General features: G+C 60.5%; 18 protein-coding genes. 6 read left to right on the plus strand and 12 right to left on the minus strand.

The window, feature by feature from the left end; translation table 11 throughout:
• Window positions 1-118 precede the first annotated feature (118 nt).
• The gene (locus tag NN484_RS07365) at window positions 119-445 is read left to right on the plus strand and encodes an ElaB/YgaM/YqjD family protein (protein ID WP_007953918.1); all 327 of its coding nucleotides are present in this window, start codon (window positions 119-121) and stop codon (window positions 443-445) included.
• On the opposite strand, the gene NN484_RS07370 is transcribed toward NN484_RS07365, so the two are convergent.
• The gene (locus NN484_RS07370; protein WP_274658795.1) at window positions 418-1,335 is read right to left on the minus strand and encodes a LysR family transcriptional regulator; all 918 of its coding nucleotides are present in this window, start codon (window positions 1,333-1,335) and stop codon (window positions 418-420) included. The genes NN484_RS07365 and NN484_RS07370 overlap by 28 nt on opposite strands.
• Before the next feature lie 113 nt (window positions 1,336-1,448).
• Between NN484_RS07370 and trpB the strand changes: the two genes are divergently transcribed.
• The 3 genes from trpB to NN484_RS07385 all read left to right on the plus strand — a co-directional run bounded on the left by trpB (window position 1,449) and on the right by NN484_RS07385 (window position 4,055).
• Window positions 1,449-2,681: a tryptophan synthase subunit beta gene (gene trpB / locus NN484_RS07375; RefSeq protein ID WP_064585323.1), complete on the plus strand. Its 1,233-nt coding sequence runs from the start codon at window positions 1,449-1,451 to the stop codon at window positions 2,679-2,681.
• On the plus strand, window positions 2,681-3,493 hold the full coding sequence (trpA, locus tag NN484_RS07380) for a tryptophan synthase subunit alpha (protein WP_127649339.1): 813 nt from the start codon (window positions 2,681-2,683) through the stop codon (window positions 3,491-3,493). The genes trpB and trpA overlap by 1 nt, the downstream gene beginning before the upstream one ends.
• 121 nt (window positions 3,494-3,614) lie before the next feature.
• Window positions 3,615-4,055, plus strand: coding sequence for an anti-virulence regulator CigR family protein (locus NN484_RS07385; RefSeq protein WP_127649337.1), 441 nt, complete (start codon window positions 3,615-3,617; stop codon window positions 4,053-4,055).
• Window positions 4,056-4,141: 86 nt separating this feature from the next.
• On the opposite strand, the gene NN484_RS07390 is transcribed toward NN484_RS07385, so the two are convergent.
• From NN484_RS07390 to NN484_RS07440, 11 genes are all read right to left on the minus strand, one after another.
• Window positions 4,142-6,103 carry a DUF7844 domain-containing protein gene (locus NN484_RS07390; protein WP_274658796.1) on the minus strand — a complete coding sequence of 654 codons (1,962 nt, stop codon included), beginning with the start codon at window positions 6,101-6,103 and terminating at the stop codon, window positions 4,142-4,144.
• Entirely contained in the window at window positions 6,100-6,420 is a 321-nt protein-coding gene (locus NN484_RS07395) for a DUF2388 domain-containing protein (protein WP_007911662.1), read from the minus strand. Before NN484_RS07395 ends, NN484_RS07390 begins: the two co-directional genes overlap by 4 nt.
• 43 nt (window positions 6,421-6,463) lie before the next feature.
• Window positions 6,464-6,772 carry a DUF2388 domain-containing protein gene (locus tag NN484_RS07400; protein WP_127649333.1) on the minus strand — a complete coding sequence of 103 codons (309 nt, stop codon included), beginning with the start codon at window positions 6,770-6,772 and terminating at the stop codon, window positions 6,464-6,466.
• Window positions 6,773-6,879: 107 nt separating this feature from the next.
• Complete coding sequence (locus NN484_RS07405; protein ID WP_083367407.1) at window positions 6,880-7,197, minus strand: DUF2388 domain-containing protein; 318 nt, start codon at window positions 7,195-7,197, stop codon at window positions 6,880-6,882.
• A gap of 134 nt (window positions 7,198-7,331) precedes the next feature.
• Window positions 7,332-7,541 (minus strand): DUF1127 domain-containing protein, encoded by a 210-nt coding sequence (locus NN484_RS07410; protein ID WP_274658797.1) that lies wholly within the window; start codon window positions 7,539-7,541, stop codon window positions 7,332-7,334.
• 257 nt (window positions 7,542-7,798) lie between these two features.
• Entirely contained in the window at window positions 7,799-8,014 is a 216-nt protein-coding gene (locus NN484_RS07415; RefSeq protein WP_007962833.1) for a DUF1127 domain-containing protein, read from the minus strand.
• A gap of 321 nt (window positions 8,015-8,335) precedes the next feature.
• Window positions 8,336-9,829: a succinyl-CoA:acetate CoA-transferase ScpC gene (gene scpC, locus NN484_RS07420; protein WP_274658798.1), complete on the minus strand. Its 1,494-nt coding sequence runs from the start codon at window positions 9,827-9,829 to the stop codon at window positions 8,336-8,338.
• A gap of 214 nt (window positions 9,830-10,043) precedes the next feature.
• Entirely contained in the window at window positions 10,044-11,477 is a 1,434-nt protein-coding gene (locus NN484_RS07425) for an NAD(P)(+) transhydrogenase (Re/Si-specific) subunit beta (protein ID WP_007962843.1), read from the minus strand.
• On the minus strand, window positions 11,477-11,797 hold the full coding sequence (locus NN484_RS07430; RefSeq protein ID WP_003220416.1) for an NAD(P) transhydrogenase subunit alpha part 2: 321 nt from the start codon (window positions 11,795-11,797) through the stop codon (window positions 11,477-11,479). Before NN484_RS07430 ends, NN484_RS07425 begins: the two co-directional genes overlap by 1 nt.
• A 15-nt stretch (window positions 11,798-11,812) precedes the next feature.
• Entirely contained in the window at window positions 11,813-12,934 is a 1,122-nt protein-coding gene (locus NN484_RS07435) for a Re/Si-specific NAD(P)(+) transhydrogenase subunit alpha (protein WP_274658799.1), read from the minus strand.
• Between the two features lie 434 nt (window positions 12,935-13,368).
• On the minus strand, window positions 13,369-14,268 hold the full coding sequence (locus tag NN484_RS07440; RefSeq protein ID WP_274658800.1) for a LysR family transcriptional regulator: 900 nt from the start codon (window positions 14,266-14,268) through the stop codon (window positions 13,369-13,371).
• Between the two features lie 157 nt (window positions 14,269-14,425).
• Here NN484_RS07440 and NN484_RS07445 point away from each other — a divergent pair, with 157 nt between their 5' ends.
• Both NN484_RS07445 and NN484_RS07450 read left to right on the plus strand, forming a co-directional pair.
• Window positions 14,426-15,607: an acyl-CoA dehydrogenase gene (locus tag NN484_RS07445; protein WP_123470295.1), complete on the plus strand. Its 1,182-nt coding sequence runs from the start codon at window positions 14,426-14,428 to the stop codon at window positions 15,605-15,607.
• A gap of 13 nt (window positions 15,608-15,620) precedes the next feature.
• Window positions 15,621-16,841, plus strand: coding sequence for a CaiB/BaiF CoA transferase family protein (locus tag NN484_RS07450; RefSeq protein ID WP_215500397.1), 1,221 nt, complete (start codon window positions 15,621-15,623; stop codon window positions 16,839-16,841).
• The last annotated feature ends 120 nt before the right edge of the window (window positions 16,842-16,961 follow it).

A 16,961-nucleotide genomic window follows, 5' to 3' on the forward strand; every position in this document is an offset into this window, starting at 1 on the left:
ATCTGCACTGTTGATTTCGGTGGCCCTGCGCAAGCGAAGTTCAGATTTTCTGCACTTTCTCAAACCGCTGAAGTCCCAACCAACACACGCCACTCATCACCAATGCAGGAGAGCCACCATGGCCAACACCTCTTTACGTAAAGCCTCGTTGCAAAGCATGGAAGCCGAGATCGAGAGTCTGCTCAAATCGTTGGAAAGCCTGAAGGATGACGCTTCGGACGAGTCGCGCAAGACACTCAAGGCGCTCAAGGGCAACGCCGAAAGCGCGCTGAAACATTCGCGCAGCCTGCTCAGCGATGCCTACGAAGAAGTCAAAGTGAAAACCCGTGAGACCGGGATCGCCACCCGCGATTACGCTCAGGAACACCCTTGGACCACCGCCGGTGTAGCCGTGGGTGCGTTGGGTCTGCTGGCTGCTTACTTGTTGTTCAAGCGCGGCGAGTGATCCGTCTGGCGCAGCTCGTTCTTGAGCCATTGCGCCAGTTGCCGGGCGCGTCCGTCTGCGGCGCGCTTGGGTAGCCACAACGCCAGTTGCGCCGGGGTTTCGCAGAAGCCCCACGGCGCAACCAGGCGACCGGCTTTCAAATCTTCGGCCACCAGCGGCTCTGGCGCGATCGCCACGCCAAGTCCGGCCACCGCTGCTTCCAGCAAATAATACAAATGCTCAAAACCTTGCCCGAGCTTCAACGCTTTGGCGTCGAGGTGGTTTTGCTGTGCCCAGCTCGGCCAGGCTTGCGGGCGGGAGGTGGTGTGCAGCAGCGGTTCGCTGAGCAAGGCAGACGCGGGGGCTGCTTGCAGGCGCTGATAACCGCTGAACAGCGGGCTCATCACCGGCCCGATGCGTTCTGCCGCCAGCTCATACACCTGCATGTCTGCCGGCCATGGCGGCTCGGCGAACAGCAGCAAGGCGTCGAGTCCGGGGCGTCGTGGATCGAGATCGCCTTCACCGGCCGACAGGTGCAGACGCAAGTCGGGCAGGTCGGCATTGAGCCGGCCCAGGCGTGGAATGAACCAGCGCGCCAACAGGCTACCGGAGCAACCGAGCACGAACGGCGCGTCGGCGGTGCTTTGCGTCAGCTCGGCACACACGCTGCGCAACCGATCGAACGCCTCGCCGCTGGCGTCTCGCAGACGAACCCCGGCATCTGTGAGTTTCAAGCCGCGCCCATCCTTGACGAACAGGCTGACGCCAAGATGCTCTTCGAGCACTTTGAGCTGGCGGCTGACCGCGCCGTGGGTGACGTGCAGCTGTTCGGCTGCCTGACTGACGCTGTTCAGCCGGGCCGTGGCTTCAAAGGCGCGCAAGGCGTTCAGCGGCGGAAGATCATGGCTCATGGTATCTGTGAGATTTCCTGACAGGTTGTGGCGATCTTATCGGTTTTCAGTCTGGAAGGTCAGGGGTAGAGTGGCGTCATTGTCTTTCGACCCGAATTCACCTGGAGCACACCATGACCCAGACTTCGAACACTTCCAATCTGCGCAGCGGCCCTGACGATAACGGCCTGTTCGGCGCGTTCGGTGGCCGCTATGTGGCCGAAACCCTGATGCCGTTGATCCTTGATCTGGCCCGTGAATACGAAGCGGCCAAGGAAGATCCGGCATTCAAGGAAGAACTGGCCTACTTCCAGCGTGACTACGTTGGACGTCCAAGTCCGCTGTATTTCGCCGAGCGTCTGACTGAGTTCTGCGGTGGCGCCAAGATCTACCTCAAGCGCGAAGAGCTCAACCACACCGGCGCGCACAAGATCAACAATTGCATCGGCCAGATCCTGTTGGCGCGGCGCATGGGCAAAAAACGCATCATCGCCGAGACCGGCGCCGGCATGCACGGTGTGGCGACCGCCACAGTGGCCGCCCGCTTCGGTCTGGACTGCGTGATCTACATGGGCACCACTGACATCGAGCGTCAGCAGGCCAACGTGTTCCGCATGAAGCTGCTGGGCGCTGAAGTGATCCCGGTGGTGGCCGGCACCGGCACCCTGAAGGACGCGATGAACGAAGCGCTGCGTGACTGGGTGACCAACGTCGACAGCACCTTCTACCTGATCGGCACTGTGGCCGGCCCGCACCCTTATCCAGCGATGGTTCGTGATTTCCAGGCCGTGATCGGCAAGGAAACCCGCGAGCAGCTGCAAGCTCAGGAAGGTCGTCTGCCGGACAGCCTGGTGGCGTGCATCGGCGGCGGTTCCAACGCCATGGGCCTGTTCCACCCGTTCCTCGACGACAAGAGCGTCGAGATCATCGGTGTCGAAGCGGCCGGTTACGGCATCGAAACCGGCAAGCACGCGGCGAGCCTCAATGGCGGCGTACCGGGCGTGTTGCACGGCAACCGCACCTTCCTGCTGCAGGACGACGATGGTCAGATCATCGACGCCCACTCGATTTCCGCTGGCCTGGACTATCCGGGCATCGGCCCGGAACACGCCTGGTTGCATGACATCGGCCGCGTCCAGTACACCTCGGTGACCGACGACGAAGCCCTTGAAGCGTTCCACAAATGCTGCCGTCTGGAAGGGATCATCCCGGCACTGGAAAGCGCTCATGCGTTGGCTGAAGTGTTCAAGCGCGCACCGAAACTGCCGAAGGATCACCTGATGGTGGTCAACCTGTCGGGCCGTGGCGACAAAGACATGCAGACCGTCATGCATCACATGGAACAGTCTAAGCAGGAGAAACACTGATGAGCCGCCTGCAAACCCGCTTTGCCGAACTCAAGCAACAGAACCGCGCTGCACTGGTGACCTTCGTCACCGCCGGTGACCCGGACTACGCCACTTCGCTGGCGATCCTCAAAGGCTTGCCGGGTGCTGGCGCCGACGTGATCGAACTGGGCATGCCGTTCACTGACCCGATGGCCGACGGCCCGGCGATTCAACTGGCGAACATCCGTGCGTTGGGCGCCAAACAGAATCTGGCGAAAACCCTGCAGATGGTCCGCGAGTTCCGCGAAGGCAACAGCGATACGCCGCTGGTGCTGATGGGCTACTTCAACCCGATCCACATGTATGGCGTGCCGCGCTTCATTGCCGATGCCAAGGAAGCGGGCGTCGACGGCCTGATCGTGGTCGACATGCCGCCGGAGCACAACACCGAGCTGTGCGACCCGGCCCAGGCTGCCGGTCTGGACTTCATCCGCCTGACCACGCCGACCACTGACGATGCGCGTCTGCCGAAGGTGCTCAACGGCAGCTCCGGCTTCGTTTACTACGTGTCGGTGGCCGGTGTGACCGGTGCCGGCGCTGCGACTCTGGAGCACGTCGAAGAAGCGGTGACGCGTCTGCGTCGGCATACCGACCTGCCGATCAGCATCGGTTTCGGTATCCGCACACCGGAGCAGGCTGCGTCCATCGCACGCTTGGCGGACGGTGTGGTGGTGGGCTCGGCCCTGATCGACCACATCGCCAACGCGACCACGCCGGACCAGGCCATCGACGGTGTGCTGAGCCTGTGCTCGGCACTGTCCGAAGGCGTGCGTCAGGCCCGCGTCAGCTGAAGGTAAAGTTCCTGATACAGAGGAATTAGCGCCTCACGACGCAGCCTAATTGAGCAAGACCGAGGGATTCAGAACCGCGTTCTGAATCCCTTTTTGCTGTGGTGCAGTGAGGAAAGACCCGATGAAAATGCCGAAACGTCTGATTGCCGGACTGGGTGTGCTGATGTTCAGCGCGACACCGCTGCTGGCCAGCGCCGATCCACGCGATGATCATGACCACGGCGGCCCGCAACCGGGCCATTACGAGAACCACGGCGACGATCACCGTGGCCCGCAAAACGACCACCGTGGCGGCCCGCCGCGGGACTTCGGTCCGGTGCGGCAGACCATTCGCGATAATCACGGCTACTTCGTACGCGGTGCGCCGCCACCGCCGGGTATTCGTCTGGAGCGCGGTCGGCCGTTGCCGCGCGGTTATTACGGCGAGCGGCTGGACGGTCGGGCGCTGAGTCGTCTGCCGGTGTATCCGGGCTATGAGTGGCGCCGGGCCGGGGGCGATATCGTGCTGATCGCGGTGGGCACCGGGATCGTCTACGAAATTCTGGACGGTGTTTTGAATTAATCGCCAGGCAATAAAAAGATCGCAGCCTGCGGCAGCTCCTACATGGATTGTGTAGGAGCTGCCGCAGGCTGCGATCTTTCGTTTTTTTAAGGCAATTCCAGCCCGCCGGCTGCCTTGTGCAGTTTGCGCAGGTGTTCGCCGATCTGCTTCACGTTGGCTTCGCTGGCAGCAATCTCGGCCGCTCGCTTGGGTTCCAGCAACTTGCGCACTTCCTTGTCCAGATCGCCGCTCAGCGCCAGCAGTTGTTTCTGGCGTTGGCTGCTTTCGTCTTGCAGACGCTTGAACTCACTCGGTTGCGGCAGACCGTAGCCGCGGCTGTCGAGCAGTTCCGCCGGACGACTGAGGAAGCCGCTGTTGGCGAGAATTTCCTGCAGGGTGGCGTTGGCTTTGTCCATGCCACCGTTTTCCAGTTCACGGGCGCCGAGGTAGCGCTGCTTGACCTCATCCTGGGCCAGCAGCAACTGCCGGCGATAGCTCGCCTGTTCCAGCAGTAGTAACGCGGCACTGGTGCGCAGGTCCGCCCGTTCGAACCATTGCCGGCGTTCTTCGGCCGACAACGATAGCCAGTCCTCAACCGTGGTCTGCTGGATCGGCAACTGCTTCTTCAATACATCGAACATCGCCTGATAGCGATCGCGGAACGAGTCGAAGCGATAGCCCAGGCGCAGTGCTTCCTTGGGGTTGTCCAGCACACTGGTGTCGGCCAGCCCGCGACCCTTCATCACTTCCAGCAAACCGTTGGGCATGATGCTGTCGAGGCCGACGAGTTGCTTGTTATTGCTGCCGCTGCGCAACAGCTTGAGGCTTTCCACGGCGCAGTTGTTGGACAGGAAGAAGTAGTTGCCGTCGTAGCTCCAGTGCATCTCGGCGGCGTGTTCGACCACCTCTTCAATCTCGGTACGCGAGAGGTTCAGTGGCACCGAAGCGAGGCTGCGCAGTTCGGTCTTGGTGTACTCGTCGATCACCTGCGCCAGCGGCAGCACGAACAGCCGCGACGGGTACTTGCCGACCAGCCCGTCCCAGCTCGACAGCTGCACGTCACCGACGAAGGCGCGGTAGGACAGCACCAGATGCTGATCCAGGTCGAGTCGGCAATCCGGGCCACGTGGTCGGCCCGGCGCACAGATCACCAGGCGCAACATGCTGTGGCCCCAGCGGCTGACCCAGTTCTGGTTGGCTTCGGCCAGCAGGTAGTCGACGGCATACACCCGTTCCGGATCGACCTGCCCCAAGGGCTGTTTGGCGAAGTCGTTGCCGGCGTTGAGAAAGGCGAAGGTGTTGCTGCAGGTGTCCTTGGCCGGCGGTGCCCAGCCGAAGCGTTCCTTGTAGTAGCGATAGAGTGCCGGACGCCGACAGGCATAGCTCGGGTCGAGGAGGAAATACTCCATGTTGACCGCGACAAACTCTTTCGGACTGGAGATCTCGTACAGATCCGGGCTGCGGGCCACCTGACGGTTGTGCTGTTCACGCTCGCCGCGGCGCCCGACGTATTGTTGCCAACCGGCAAGGTCAAGCAGGCGCGGGTCATCGCTGAGGGTGAAGCGCCGCTCAGTCTGGCCACGGCAATCATCGGGAATGCCGATCAGCCCGGCACTGTTGTTGCGGCGGGTGCAGCGCTGGATCAGCGTGCGCTCGGCGGCGGGCCACAGGCGCGCGCGGTCATAAATGTGGGTGAGTTCGTGCAGCACTGTCGCCAGCAGTTCCTGACGCACCGTGCCGTGGGGGCGGTTGGTTTTCTCGTTGGCCGCGCTGCCGTCGGTGAGGCCGGCAAGCAGTTTGCGGTTCAGGTCGAGTTCGGCAACCAGGGTCGCCTGGCCGTAGGCGTTGCCCGGCATGTCGTCGGTCCAGCCGACGTCGATGCGGCGGTCCAGCTGTTCGACGAAGCTGGGCGGCAGTTTTTGCATCGCTTCATCGAGCAGCGCCTGGCTGGCCTGCTGCTGAGCGGGGTTCAGGCCGTCGGTCTTGAGCCGCAATTGCAGGCTGGCGTGGGCGCTGTTGCCAACCAGCAACAACGCCCCGGCCAGCAGCCAGGCACCGAATGACTTCACAGTGCGAGGATGGCTTCGGCGAGCACCTGATCACTGGCGTCGCGGGCTTCCGGCACGCGCGTGCGCAAGGTATTGAGGGCGGCTTCCAGGTGCGCACCGCGGATATCGCCGTTGGTGGCAACGAAGCTGGCCGCATCGTCGTGAGCTTCGCGGATGATTTTCGAATCGCGAATCGACGTGGTGGTATCGGAGGTGAAATCGATAGTGCGCTGGGAGGCACGAACGATGATGTTACTGGTGGCTACCAGGGTGTGCGCCTGGGCCACGTCGGCCAACAAAAACAGGCCAAGGGCGGCAGCAATCAGCGGGCTACGCATGGAACGACTCCGGAGGGGCAATGATAACGAAGGTCTGGGATAACTATTGGACGAGAATTGCCTGTGCCAGTTCAAGGTCGCTGACATGAAGTTTTGCTCGGGATTTGCGCAGGTAATGCAGCGCGGATTCGAGCTGCGCTCCTCGCAATTCACCATCACTGGCAACAAACGCTGCCGCGTCATCGTGAGCGGCGATCAACAGTTTACGGTCGAATGGCGCGGAAGACACCATTCCGGTGGCCCACACCGTCACCACGGTGTTCTGCGTGGAGACATCAAAGGCATCGACCGAAGTCGCCCAGCAGGCGCTGATCAAGGCAGAAGGGATAAGCAGGTTGGTCAGAAAACGCATGGGACTCGATAACGGTTAGCGAGTCTCAAGGCTAGCGTAATGCCCGGGCCAGAGCCAGCGGTGAAACATCGGGACACGACTGGCGTGTCCCTTGCTGCAATGACGGATCAGATCGCCAGAATGGCTTGCGCCAGCTGTGCGTCGGTCGCGTTCAATTGCGGTGCCTGATGGCGGATAAGGTCCAGGGCACTTTCCAGTTTCACACCGCGGATCTGGCCTTGGCTGGCAACGAAGCTGGCAGCGTCGTCACGGGCAGCGATTACGACTTTGTTGTCACGCAGCGAGGAGCTGACGTCGGAAGTGGCATCCGAAGAAGACTTCAGCGCGCCAACCACGGCGTCGGTGGTCACGATGAAGCTGGAGGCGCTGGCGTTGGCTGCCACGGCCAGCAAGGCGGCAGCGCTGAGCAGGCGAAGTCGGGACATGGTGTATCTCCTGAAAGTAAACCGTATTGAGAGGTGGCTTGTGTCTGATGAGTCAGACGCGGGTTACAGAAGATTCGCCACGTTCTGTCATGGATATTAGGCCTGCGCGCGAGGTTCGGACAGTGGGCAGAGTGCTAGCGCCAGAAAGGTTTCTCCAATTCGTTGAGCCGATCGGCGTGACTGAGCCCCATGTCCGCGAGGTCGCGCTGATCAAGCTGAGCCAGCAGGCGCCGCGTTCTGGCGCGCTCAAGCCCTTGCCACAAGCCACGCAGCAGGCGTCGCAGCGGGTGCACGCGAACGAGCGGTTGAATCGAAATTGTTGAAACATTCTGTAAGTCTTTCATGGCGTATTCCTTAAGCCGAGAGGGGCTAAGGACATGCTGCGCCGGATGCAGGGTGGGGGAGCAGATACACCGATGTAAAATTGTACTGGTTCAGATTTTTGTTTTTATAAACTGTACCTGTTCCTTCTGTGGGTGGCTGTGTGGGCGTTTTTCAAACCCTGAAACGACAAAACCCGTCGCGGTTTCCCGCGACGGGTTTTGTTTGTTCAATTCGGGTTGCTGGCGGTGGGTCTAACGACCAGAGCCAGCGACGCTACTTAGCGCCAGAACGGCTTGCTCAGCTCTTCGTAGCGTTGTGCTTCGCTGATACCGGCGTCAGCCAGCAGACGCGAATCCAGGCGAGCCAGTTGGTGGCGGCTGGAGATGCGGCGCTGCCACAACATCAGGTTGGCGATAACGCGCAGAGGCAGGGAAGCCTGGTTTTTTGCAGCTTTGTCTTCGAAGAACAGTTCGGAACTGAGTGTACGTTCCATGGTTGACATCCTTCCGCTTGTGGCGGGATCAGGTAGTGGTTTAACTGGTGCCCATGATCCTCTCGTTTGCCTAGTCTCTCTAGATACAGTTCAACTGTATTGTGAGTGACCAGTTAACTGTTTATAGGGGGTGTACGGGTCAAAATTGAGCAAACTGTACCTGTCCGCACTTATGTGGTGCATTTTTGCTCATTTCGAGGGGAGGGGTGGGTAAAAGCTGCAGGAAAACACCGGTACAGTAGTACAGTTTTTTGTCGTATGAGATGGAGAGACAAATCCGCTGACACAAACTGTGTTTGCATCAGCGGTTTGCTTGTGTGGTTACACCGCGAGCATGCGTCCGGTTTCTTCCAGGTTGATGTGCCAGCTCAGGGCTTCACGCAGGATATGCGGGGTATGACCACCGATGGCGCAGGCGGCGGTGAAGTAATCATTCAGCGCTTGGCGGTAATCGGGGTGCACGCAGTTGTCGATGATCACCCGGGCGCGCTCGCGCGGGGCCAGGCCGCGCAGGTCGGCCAGACCGACTTCGGTCACCAGGATGTCGACGTCATGCTCGGTGTGGTCGACGTGGCTGACCATCGGCACCACGCTGGAAATAGCCCCGCCCTTGGCGATCGACTTGGTCACGAACACCGCCAGGTGCGCGTTGCGCGCGAAGTCACCCGAACCACCAATACCATTCATCATCCGCGTGCCACAGACGTGGGTGGAGTTGACGTTGCCGTAGATGTCGAACTCCAGCGCCGTGTTGATGCCGATGATGCCGAGACGGCGCACTACTTCCGGATGGTTGGAGATCTCCTGCGGACGCAGTACCAGTTTGTCCTTGTACTTCTCCAGATTGCCGAACACGTCGCTATTGCGCCGCTCCGACAGGGTGATCGAGCTGCCCGAGGCAAAGCTCAGCTTGCCCGCATCGATCAGGTCGAAGGTCGAGTCCTGCAGCACTTCGGAGTACATGGTCAGGTCTTCGAACGGTGAGTCGATCAGACCGCACATCACCGCGTTGGCGATGTTGCCGATCCCGGCCTGCAACGGGCCGAGCTTATTGGTCATGCGGCCGGCGTCGACTTCCTGCTTGAAGAAAGTGATCAGGTGCTCGGCGATGGCGTTGGTGTCGACATCCGGTGTCGATACCGTGGACGGTGAATCCGCCTGCTGCGTGATGACGATGGCGACAATCTTCTCCGGTGGAATCGGGATCGCAGTGCTGCCGATGCGGTCGTCGACCTTTACCAGCGGGATCGGCGTGCGGGTCGGGCGGTAGGTCGGGATATAGATGTCATGCAGGCCTTCGAGGTTGGCGTTGTGCGCCAGGTTGATCTCGACGATCACCTGCTTGGCGAAAATCGCGAAGCTCGCCGAGTTGCCCACCGAGGTGGTCGGCACGATGTGGCCTTGTTCGGTGATGGCCACGGCTTCGATCACCGCGATGTCCGGCAGCTTCAATTGTTGGTTGCGCAGTTGTTCGACGGTTTCCGACAGGTGCTGGTCGATGAACATGACTTGGCCGGCGTTGATCGCCTTGCGCAAGGTGCTGTCGACCTGAAACGGCATGCGCCGCGACAGCACGCCGGCCTCGGTCAATTGCTTGTCGAGGTCGTTGCCCAGGCTGGCGCCGGTCATCAGGCTGATCTTCAGCGGCGTGACCTTGGCTCGCTCGGCCAGTGCGTGAGGGACGGCCTTGGCTTCGCCGGCGCGGGTGAAACCGCTCATGCCGACGGTCATACCGTCTTCAATCAGAGCGGCTGCGTCGGCGGCGCTCATCACTTTATCCAACAACGAAGGCTGGCGAATACGGTCACGGTACATGGATTATTTTCTCGGGAAGCGAGTAGCAGGATGCGCAGTCTATTGAATTTCGCGGGCGCCTGTCCCGCTACCAAGGTCGCAAACGAGGCGTCTATTTAGCGGATTTCAAGTAAAACACCGTTACCGGATCTGCAACAACGCGGCAAATTGTCCGACGCTTTGCGCAAACGAAAACGCCCCGACAAGTCGGGGCGTTCGCAGCAGCAGGGGTGGATTATTCGACCGCTTTGACCATGTCTTCGATGACTTTTTTCGCGTCGCCGAACACCATCATGGTCTTGTCCAGGTAGAACAGTTCGTTATCCAGGCCGGCATAGCCGCTGGCCATCGAGCGCTTGTTGACGATGATGGTCTTGGCCTTGAACGCTTCGAGAATCGGCATGCCGGCAATCGGCGATTTCGGATCGTTCTTGGCAGCCGGGTTGACTACGTCGTTGGCGCCGAGCACCAGCACCACGTCGGCCTGGCCGAACTCGGAGTTGATGTCTTCCATCTCGAACACCTGGTCGTAAGGCACTTCGGCCTCGGCGAGCAGTACGTTCATGTGCCCGGGCATGCGACCGGCCACCGGGTGAATCGCGTACTTCACGGTCACACCGCGATGGGTCAGCTTCTCGGTCAGTTCTTTCAGCGCGTGCTGCGCACGGGCCACCGCCAGGCCGTAACCCGGAACGATGATCACGGTGTCGGCGTTGGTCAGCAGGAAGGTCGCGTCGTCGGCCGAACCGGATTTCACCGGACGGGCTTCTTTCGCACCGGCCGGGCCAGCGTCGGCCGTGTTGCCGAAACCGCCGAGCAGCACATTAAAGAAGGAACGGTTCATCGCCTTGCACATGATGTACGAGAGGATCGCGCCGCTCGAACCCACCAAAGAACCGGCAATGATCAGCATCGAGTTGTTCAGCGAGAAGCCGATACCTGCCGCTGCCCAGCCCGAATAGCTGTTGAGCATCGACACCACGACCGGCATGTCGGCGCCACCAATCGGGATGATGATCAGCACGCCCATCACGAACGCCAGAGCCAGCATCAGCGCGAACGCTGCGAGGTTGCCGGTGAGCATGAAGGTCACACCGAGCACCAATGTCGCCAGGCCTAGTACGGCGTTCAGCTTGTGCTGACCGGCGAACTGTACCGGCGCACCCTGGAACAGGCGGAACTTGTACTTGCCCGACAGCTTGCCGAAGGCAATCACCGAACCGGAGAAGGTGATTGCACCAATCGCCGCGCCGAGGAACAGCTCCAGACGGTTACCCGCCGGGATCGAGTCGCCCAGTTGCTTGACGATACCCAGCGATTGCGGCTCGACCACCGCGGCAATCGCGATGAATACCGCTGCCAGACCGATCATGCTGTGCATGAAGGCGACCAGTTCCGGCATCTTGGTCATTTCAACGCGCTTGGCCATGATCGAACCGGCGGTGCCGCCGATCAGCAGGCCGACGATCACGTAACCGATGCCGGCCGTGGCGAGCTCAGCACCCAGCTTATAGATGAGGCCAATGGTGGTGAGGATGGCCAGCGCCATGCCGAGCATGCCGAACAGGTTGCCGCGCCGCGATGTGGTCGGGTGCGACAGGCCTTTGAGGGCCTGGATGAAGCAGATCGACGCGATCAGGTAGAGCGTCGTGACGAGATTCATGCTCATTACTTCGGCGCCTCTTCTTTTGCTTTCGGGGCTTTCTTTTTGAACATCTCAAGCATGCGGCGGGTGACCAGGAAGCCACCGAACACGTTGACCGCCGCCAGTGCCACGGCGAGGGTGCCCATGGTCTTGCCCAGCGGGGTGACGGTGAGGGCAGCAGCCAGCATGGCACCGACGATCACGATTGCCGAGATGGCGTTGGTCACTGCCATCAGCGGCGTGTGCAGCGCAGGCGTAACGTTCCAGACCACGTGATAACCGACATAAATCGCCAGCACGAAGATGATCAGGTTGTAGATACCGGGGGAGATAAGCTCTTCCATCGTCTGAATCCCTGCTTAGGCGTTTTTGCGGATGACTTGGCCGTCGCGGCACATCAGGCACGCGGCGACGATATCGTCTTCGAGGTTGACGTCGAACTGGCCTTCTTTGGTGAACACCAGCTTGAGGAAGTCCAGCAGGTTGCGTGCGTACAGTGCCGAGGCGTCTGCGGCGACTTCACCGGCCAGGTTGGTCGGGCCGACGATGGTCACGCCGTTCTCGACGACGACCTGATCGGCCACGGTCAGCGGGCAGTTGCCACCTTGGGCTGCTGCGAGGTCGATGACCACCGAGCCTGGCTTCATCTGCGCCACGGTGTCCGCGCTCAATAACGTTGGAGCCTTGCGGCCGGGGATCAGCGCGGTGGTGATCACGATGTCGGCCTGCTTCGCGCGTTCGTGCACGGCCTGGGCCTGACGCTGCATCCAGCTCGCCGGCATTGGCCGCGCGTAACCGCCGACACCGACCGCGCATTCGCGCTCTTCATCGGTCTCGTACGGCACATCGACGAACTTGGCGCCGAGGGATTCGATTTGTTCCTTAACGGCCGGACGCACGTCAGACGCTTCGATCACCGCTCCCAGACGTTTCGCCGTGGCAATCGCCTGCAACCCGGCCACGCCTGCGCCAAGAATCAGCACGCGCGCCGCTTTCACGGTGCCCGCAGCGGTCATCAACATTGGCATGAAGCGCGGATAGTAGTGAGCGGCGAGCAACACTGCCTTGTAGCCAGCAATGTTCGCCTGCGACGACAGCACGTCCAGGCTCTGTGCGCGGGAGGTGCGCGGCGCCGCTTCGAGGGCGAACGCGGTAATCCCGCACTCGGCCATTTTGGCGATGGTTTCGTTATTGAACGGATTGAGCATCCCCGCCAGCACCGTGCCGCGCTTGATCAGCGCCAGTTCGGCGTCGCTGGGAGCGACCACTTTGAGAATCAGCTCGGCACCGAACGCATCGTTGGCACTGCCAATGGTTGCGCCCGCTGCTTCATAGGCACTGTCGACAACACTGGCTTTAACGCCGGCGCCGGTTTGCACAGTGACCTTATGACCTTGGCTGATCAGCTTTTTAATGGTTTCCGGGGTTGCAGCAACCCGTGTTTCACCGGTCTGGGTTTCGAGAGGAACACCAATGTGCACGTCAAATCTCCTGCGTGATCTTATTGAGTAAACCCAGGCACTGCGGATGGTGCGACTGGGGCGGCCGATCAGCACGATCCCGCCAAATTAGGGCGGGGCGCGGCATTTTGCAGGCGAACTTTATGCCCTTCAAGGGATTATGACGGGTGACGGAAAATTAACTACAAGTCATCCCGTGACCGAATGTCGCAGATGGCCAGTTGAATCCCTTGCGGGCCGTGCCTTGTAAGGATTCTGGCTGAATTTGAAAAAATTTCTCATCGGCGACGTGAATAGGCCGTAATGAGTCGCGGATGGAGGCTCAAAGCCACGTCCGCAGGCGCTTGTGGGACGTCTGTACGACTTTCGGATACAGTCTGCGATTTTGCGACAAATACTTATATCTGTAGGGCTTTGATTTTCCTGACTACGGGGTTAGTAATTGCTGGGGGCCTTTATCCTTCTAGGTTGTAGCTGTTTGCCTGATGGACCAGCCAATCGCGAAATGCCTTAAGCGATGCCGATTCGACCTTGCGCTCAGGAATCATCAGGTAATACGCCTTGATGCTGGAGAGCGCATTCGGGTTGGCGATCACCAGACGTTTCTCGGCCAGTTCGCGCTGAATCAGGAACGGCGGAATCAGCGCAATCCCCATGTCGTGCATGGCCGCCTGGGCCAGCATGGAGAATAGCTCGTAGCGTGGACCTGTCATGTCGCGGGGGATGTTCAGGTGCTGTGAGTTGAACCATTGGCGCCAGGCGTAGGGGCGAGTGGTCTGTTGCAGTAGCGGTAGCTCGGCGATTTCTTCGGGTGTCAGATGTGTTCTATTGCCGAGTAGGGCGGGACTGCACACCGGCATCGGATTTTCGCCCATCAACCTGTGGGATTCGGTACCCGACCAATCGGCGTCGCCAAAGTAGATCGCCGCGTCGAAATCGGTGTCGGCAAACAGGAACGGGCGGGTGCGGTTGGTCAGATTGACCGTGACCTCGGGGTGCTTGAGCTGAAAATCCTTGAGCCTTGGCAGCAGCCATTGCGTGCCGAAGGTTGGCACCACTGCCAGCTCGATCACATTGGCGCCCTGCTGGCCCATGACCGAAAGTGTGTCGCGCTCGACGGCGTCCAGTTGCGTGGCAATCCGACGGCTGTAGGAAAGGCCGGCTTCCGTCAGCTTCACCCCGCGTCGCGAGCGTCGGAACAGTTCCACACTGAGGAAGTCCTCAAGGCTGGCGATCTGTCGGCAAATCGCGCCCTGCGTGAGGGAAAGCTCTTCGGCGGCCTTGGTAAAACTCTCGTGGCGAGCGGCAGCCTCAAAGCTGATCAGGGCGGTGGTGCTGGGGATCTTTCTGCGCATGTACGTCAATCTCACTAATGCGCCGCATAAAAGGCATTCAGCGACGTTTCGGAGTGAGAAATTAGCACAACAGGATGCGAAATCCTCGTTTGCCGCGATGACGAACCGGGCCTAGGATCAATGCCACGTTAATTCACCGATTTGCGAGGACACACTCATGGGCGGTAAAGCTAGCTTCAACTGGATCGATCCCCTGCTGCTGGATCAACAGCTCACCGAAGAGGAGCGCATGATCCGCGACACCGCCGCCCAGTTCGCTCAACAGAGCCTGGCGCCCCGTGTCCTCGAAGCTTTCCGTCATGAGAAAACCGATCCGGCGATCTTCCGTGAAATGGGCGAAGTCGGCCTGCTGGGTGCGACCATCCCTGAGCAATACGGCGGCAGCGGCCTGAACTACGTCAGCTACGGTCTGATCGCCCGCGAAGTGGAGCGTGTCGATTCCGGCTACCGTTCGATGATGAGCGTGCAGTCCTCGTTGGTGATGGTGCCGATCAATGAATTTGGCACTGAAGCGCAGAAACAGAAATACCTGCCAAAACTGGCGTCCGGCGAGTGGATCGGCTGCTTCGGTCTGACCGAGCCGAACCACGGTTCCGATCCGGGCGCGATGATCACTCGTGCGCGCAAAGTCGACGGCGGCTACAGCTTGACCGGTGCCAAGATGTGGATCACCAATAGCCCGATCGCCGATGTGTTCGTGGTCTGGGCCAAGGACGACGCCGGCGACATCCGTGGCTTCGTACTGGAGAAGGGCTGGAAGGGCCTGAGCGCTCCGGCGATTCACGGCAAGGTCGGTCTGCGGGCGTCGATCACGGGTGAAATCGTCATGGACAACGTATTCGTGCCGGAAGAGAACATCTTCCCCGACGTGCGTGGCCTGAAAGGCCCGTTCACCTGTCTCAACTCCGCTCGCTACGGCATCTCCTGGGGCGCATTGGGCGCCGCCGAGTTCTGCTGGCACACCGCTCGCCAGTACACCCTCGATCGTCACCAGTTCGGTCGCCCATTGGCTGCCACTCAGCTGATCCAGAAGAAGCTGGCCGACATGCAGACCGAGATCACGCTGGCCCTGCAAGGCTGCCTGCGCCTGGGTCGCATGAAGGACGAAGGCACTGCGGCGGTCGAGATCACTTCGATCATGAAGCGCAACTCCTGTGGCAAGTCGCTGGACATCGCCCGTATGGCCCGTGACATGTTGGGCGGCAACGGTATCTCTGATGAGTTCGGCGTGGCCCGTCACCTGGTCAACCTGGAAGTGGTGAATACCTATGAAGGTACACATGACGTCCATGCGCTGATCCTGGGTCGCGCACAAACCGGTCTGCAGGCGTTCTATTAACAGGAGAGCGACCATGGGCGCGCTGTCGCATCTGCGGGTACTGGATTTATCGCGAGTTCTGGCCGGGCCGTGGGCCGGCCAGATCCTCGCCGACCTTGGCGCCGAGGTGATCAAGGTCGAGCGCCCGGGCAATGGCGACGATACTCGCGCCTGGGGTCCTCCTTTCCTTAAAGACGCTTATGGGGAGAACACCAGCGAGGCGGCTTACTATTTGTCGGCCAACCGCAACAAGCAGTCAGTGACCATCGACTTCACGCGTCCCGAAGGGCAGCAGCTTGTGCGGGAGCTGGCGGCGAAGTCGGACATCCTCATCGAGAACTTCAAGGTCGGTGGCTTGGCGGCTTATGGGCTGGACTACGAGTCGCTGAAGGCGATCAATCCGGACCTGATCTACTGCTCGATCACCGGATTCGGCCAGACCGGGCCGTATGCCAAGCGCGCCGGCTATGACTTCATGATCCAGGGGTTGGGTGGGCTGATGAGCCTGACTGGGCGTCCCGAGGGTGATGAGGGGGCCGGGCCGGTGAAGGTGGGGGTGGCGCTGACGGATATCCTGACCGGCCTGTATGCGACAGTGGCGATCCTCGCGGCTCTGGCACATCGTGATCACGACGGTGGCGGCCAGCACATCGACATGGCGTTGCTGGATGTGCAGGTCGCGTGCCTGGCCAACCAGGCGATGAACTACCTGACTACGGGCAACGCCCCCAAGCGTCTGGGTAATGCTCATCCGAACATCGTGCCTTATCAGGATTTTCCTACGGCCGACGGCGATTTCATCCTCACCGTGGGTAATGACGGGCAGTTCCGCAAGTTTGCCGAGGTGGCCGGCCAGCCGCAGTGGGCAGATGATCCGCGGTTTGCCACGAACAAGCTGCGGGTGGCAAACCGCGCGGTGCTGATTCCGCTGATTCGCCAGGCGACGGTGTTCAAGACCACCGCCGAATGGGTCGCGCAGTTGGAGCAGGCGGGCGTGCCGTGCGGGCCGATCAATGATCTGTCGCAGGTGTTTGAGGATCCGCAGGTAAAAGCTCGCGGGTTGGCGATCGAACTGCCCCACGCGTTGGCGGGTATGGTGCCGCAGGTCGCCAGTCCGATTCGCCTCTCACAAACCCCGGTCGAATATCGTCGTGCACCGCCATTGCTGGGCGAGCACACGCTGGAAGTTTTGCAGCGGGTGCTGGGTCTGGGCGCTGGGGTGGTGGCTGCGCTGAAAGCCGATGGCGTGCTCTGAGCTCCCTTCTATATAGAAGGGAGCTGATTCCCTCTTCTATATAGAAGGAATCGAGTGCTTTTTAGCCTGTCTGCAAGTTATTGAAAGAAAAGTGAAATTAACGGTTGACGGCAGATTCTG

The organism is Pseudomonas serboccidentalis, from assembly GCF_028830055.1.
Lineage (GTDB): Bacteria > Pseudomonadota > Gammaproteobacteria > Pseudomonadales > Pseudomonadaceae > Aquipseudomonas > Aquipseudomonas serboccidentalis.

Coding starts and splice junctions, on each gene's coding strand:
- NN484_RS07450 (WP_215500397.1), top strand. CDS start 15,621: ATGGGCGCGCTGTCGCATCTGCGGGTACTGGATTTATCGCGAGTTCTG.
- NN484_RS07395 (WP_007911662.1), bottom strand. CDS start 6,420: ATGCGTAGCCCGCTGATTGCTGCCGCCCTTGGCCTGTTTTTGTTGGCC.
- NN484_RS07400 (WP_127649333.1), bottom strand. CDS start 6,772: ATGCGTTTTCTGACCAACCTGCTTATCCCTTCTGCCTTGATCAGCGCC.
- NN484_RS07415 (WP_007962833.1), bottom strand. CDS start 8,014: ATGGAACGTACACTCAGTTCCGAACTGTTCTTCGAAGACAAAGCTGCA.
- NN484_RS07430 (WP_003220416.1), bottom strand. CDS start 11,797: ATGGAAGAGCTTATCTCCCCCGGTATCTACAACCTGATCATCTTCGTG.
- NN484_RS07440 (WP_274658800.1), bottom strand. CDS start 14,268: ATGCGCAGAAAGATCCCCAGCACCACCGCCCTGATCAGCTTTGAGGCT.
- trpB (WP_064585323.1), top strand. CDS start 1,449: ATGACCCAGACTTCGAACACTTCCAATCTGCGCAGCGGCCCTGACGAT.
- scpC (WP_274658798.1), bottom strand. CDS start 9,829: ATGTACCGTGACCGTATTCGCCAGCCTTCGTTGTTGGATAAAGTGATG.
- NN484_RS07365 (WP_007953918.1), top strand. CDS start 119: ATGGCCAACACCTCTTTACGTAAAGCCTCGTTGCAAAGCATGGAAGCC.
- NN484_RS07385 (WP_127649337.1), top strand. CDS start 3,615: ATGAAAATGCCGAAACGTCTGATTGCCGGACTGGGTGTGCTGATGTTC.
- NN484_RS07425 (WP_007962843.1), bottom strand. CDS start 11,477: ATGAGCATGAATCTCGTCACGACGCTCTACCTGATCGCGTCGATCTGC.
- NN484_RS07445 (WP_123470295.1), top strand. CDS start 14,426: ATGGGCGGTAAAGCTAGCTTCAACTGGATCGATCCCCTGCTGCTGGAT.
- NN484_RS07405 (WP_083367407.1), bottom strand. CDS start 7,197: ATGTCCCGACTTCGCCTGCTCAGCGCTGCCGCCTTGCTGGCCGTGGCA.
- trpA (WP_127649339.1), top strand. CDS start 2,681: ATGAGCCGCCTGCAAACCCGCTTTGCCGAACTCAAGCAACAGAACCGC.
- NN484_RS07370 (WP_274658795.1), bottom strand. CDS start 1,335: ATGAGCCATGATCTTCCGCCGCTGAACGCCTTGCGCGCCTTTGAAGCC.
- NN484_RS07410 (WP_274658797.1), bottom strand. CDS start 7,541: ATGAAAGACTTACAGAATGTTTCAACAATTTCGATTCAACCGCTCGTT.